Consider the following 3,282-nt stretch of genomic DNA (forward strand, 5'->3'; position numbering starts at 1 on the left):
TTTGATGCCTGGCAGTGTCCTACTCTCGCATGGGGAGACCCCACACTACCATCGGCGCTACGGCGTTTCACTTCTGAGTTCGGCATGGGGTCAGGTGGGACCACCGCGCTATTGCCGCCAGGCAAATTCGTTTCATTCCAACCGCTTCACTCTCGTGTCGCCATCAGAACCAATCTCGGAACTTCGCTGAAAATCTCTTCGTCTCTAAAACACCTTCGGTGTTGTAAGGTTAAGCCTCACGGATCATTAGTACTGGTTAGCTCAATGCATCGCTGCACTTACACACCCAGCCTATCAACGTCTTAGTCTTAAACGTTCCTTCAGTGGACTCAAAGTCCAAGGGAAGACTCATCTTGAGGCAAGTTTCGCGCTTAGATGCTTTCAGCGCTTATCTTTTCCGCACTTAGCTACCGGGCAATGCCATTGGCATGACAACCCGAACACCAGTGGTGCGTTCACTCCGGTCCTCTCGTACTAGGAGCAACCCCTCTCAATCTTCCAACGCCCACGGCAGATAGGGACCGAACTGTCTCACGACGTTCTAAACCCAGCTCGCGTACCACTTTAAATGGCGAACAGCCATACCCTTGGGACCTACTTCAGCCCCAGGATGTGATGAGCCGACATCGAGGTGCCAAACACCGCCGTCGATATGAACTCTTGGGCGGTATCAGCCTGTTATCCCCGGAGTACCTTTTATCCGTTGAGCGATGGCCCTTCCATTCAGAACCACCGGATCACTAAGACCTACTTTCGTACCTGCTCGAGCCGTCACTCTCGCAGTCAAGCTAGCTTATGCCTTTGCACTAACCTCACGATGTCCGACCGTGATTAGCTAACCTTCGTGCTCCTCCGTTACTCTTTGGGAGGAGACCGCCCCAGTCAAACTACCCACCAGACACTGTCCTCACCCCGGATCACGGGGCCGAGTTAGAACATCAAACATTAAAGGGTGGTATTTCAAGGATGGCTCCACGCAGACTGGCGTCCACGCTTCAAAGCCTCCCACCTATCCTACACATCAAGGCTCAATGTTCAGTGTCAAGCTATAGTAAAGGTTCACGGGGTCTTTCCGTCTTGCCGCGGGTACACTGCATCTTCACAGCGAGTTCAATTTCACTGAGTCTCGGGTGGAGACAGCCTGGCCATCATTACGCCATTCGTGCAGGTCGGAACTTACCCGACAAGGAATTTCGCTACCTTAGGACCGTTATAGTTACGGCCGCCGTTTACTGGGGCTTCGATCAAGAGCTTCGCCTTGCGGCTGACCCCATCAATTAACCTTCCAGCACCGGGCAGGCGTCACACCGTATACGTCCACTTTCGTGTTTGCACAGTGCTGTGTTTTTATTAAACAGTTGCAGCCAGCTGGTATCTTCGACTGGCTTCAGCTCCATCCGCAAGGGACTTCACCTACATGCCAGCGTGCCTTCTCCCGAAGTTACGGCACCATTTTGCCTAGTTCCTTCACCCGAGTTCTCTCAAGCGCCTTGGTATTCTCTACCTGACCACCTGTGTCGGTTTGGGGTACGATTTAATGTTACCTGGAGCTTAGAGGATTTTCCTGGAAGCAGGGCATCAACTACTTCTGCACCGTAGTGCATCGTCATCACGCCTCAGGGTTAGTATGCAACCGGATTTACCAGGTCACACCCCCTACACGCTTAAACCGGGACAACCGTCGCCCGGCCAGCCTAGCCTTCTCCGTCCCCCCTTCGCAGTAACACCAAGTACAGGAATATTAACCTGTTTCCCATCGACTACGCTTTTCAGCCTCGCCTTAGGGGTCGACTCACCCTGCCCCGATTAACGTTGGACAGGAACCCTTGGTCTTCCGGCGAGCGGGCTTTTCACCCGCTTTATCGTTACTTATGTCAGCATTCGCACTTCTGATACCTCCAGCAACCCTCACAGGCCACCTTCAACGGCTTACAGAACGCTCCCCTACCCAACAACGCCTAAGCGTCGCTGCCGCAGCTTCGGTGCATGGTTTAGCCCCGTTACATCTTCCGCGCAGGCCGACTCGACCAGTGAGCTATTACGCTTTCTTTAAATGATGGCTGCTTCTAAGCCAACATCCTGGCTGTCTATGCCTTCCCACATCGTTTCCCACTTAACCATGACTTTGGGACCTTAGCTGGCGGTCTGGGTTGTTTCCCTCTTCACGACGGACGTTAGCACCCGCCGTGTGTCTCCCGTGATAACATTCTTCGGTATTCGGAGTTTGCATCGGTTTGGTAAGCCGGGATGGCCCCCTAGCCGAAACAGTGCTCTACCCCCGAAGATGAGTTCACGAGGCGCTACCTAAATAGCTTTCGGGGAGAACCAGCTATCTCCCGGTTTGATTGGCCTTTCACCCCCAGCCACAAGTCATCCGCTAATTTTTCAACATTAGTCGGTTCGGTCCTCCAGTTAGTGTTACCCAACCTTCAACCTGCCCATGGCTAGATCACCGGGTTTCGGGTCTATACCTTGCAACTAATCGCCCAGTTAAGACTCGGTTTCCCTACGGCTCCCCTATACGGTTAACCTTGCTACAAAATATAAGTCGCTGACCCATTATACAAAAGGTACGCAGTCACACCACGAAGGTGCTCCCACTGCTTGTACGTACACGGTTTCAGGTTCTATTTCACTCCCCTCGCCGGGGTTCTTTTCGCCTTTCCCTCACGGTACTGGTTCACTATCGGTCAGTCAGGAGTATTTAGCCTTGGAGGATGGTCCCCCCATATTCAGACAGGATGTCACGTGTCCCGCCCTACTCATCGAACTCACGACCTGTGCATTTTAGTGTACGGGGCTATCACCCTTTGCTGCGCGACTTTCCAGACGCTTCCACTAACACACAAGCCGATTCAGGTTCTGGGCTCCTCCCCGTTCGCTCGCCGCTACTGGGGGAATCTCGGTTGATTTCTTTTCCTCGGGGTACTTAGATGTTTCAGTTCCCCCGGTTCGCCTCATGCCACTATGTATTCATGACATGATAGTGTGTCGAAACACACTGGGTTTCCCCATTCGGGTATCGCCGGTTATAACGGTTCATATCACCTTACCGACGCTTTTCGCAGATTAGCACGCCCTTCATCGCCTCTGACTGCCTAGGCATCCACCGTGTACGCTTAGTCACTTAACCTCACAACCCGAAGATGTTTCCATCGTTCAAGTTGCAAACATTTGAGAGACTCTATGACAGGTTACTCTTCATTCCGGTACTTCTACGGAGGAATGAATTTCAGCCGTCATGTTTCAATTTTCAGCTTGTTCCAGATTGTTAAAGAGCAA

At 52.4% G+C, this 3,282-nt stretch carries 2 rRNA genes; both read right to left on the minus strand.

Annotated elements, in window-relative coordinates:
• Positions 1-6: 6 nt before the first annotated feature.
• Positions 7-122, minus strand: a 5S ribosomal RNA gene (gene rrf, locus ACSBQQ_RS24650).
• A gap of 103 nt (positions 123-225) precedes the next feature.
• Positions 226-3,133, minus strand: a 23S ribosomal RNA gene (locus ACSBQQ_RS24655).
• Between the last annotated feature and the right edge of the window lie 149 nt (positions 3,134-3,282).

The sequence above is a fragment of the Serratia sp. G204Y genome (assembly GCF_051172435.1).
Taxonomy (GTDB): Bacteria; Pseudomonadota; Gammaproteobacteria; order Enterobacterales; family Enterobacteriaceae; genus Serratia; species Serratia sarumanii.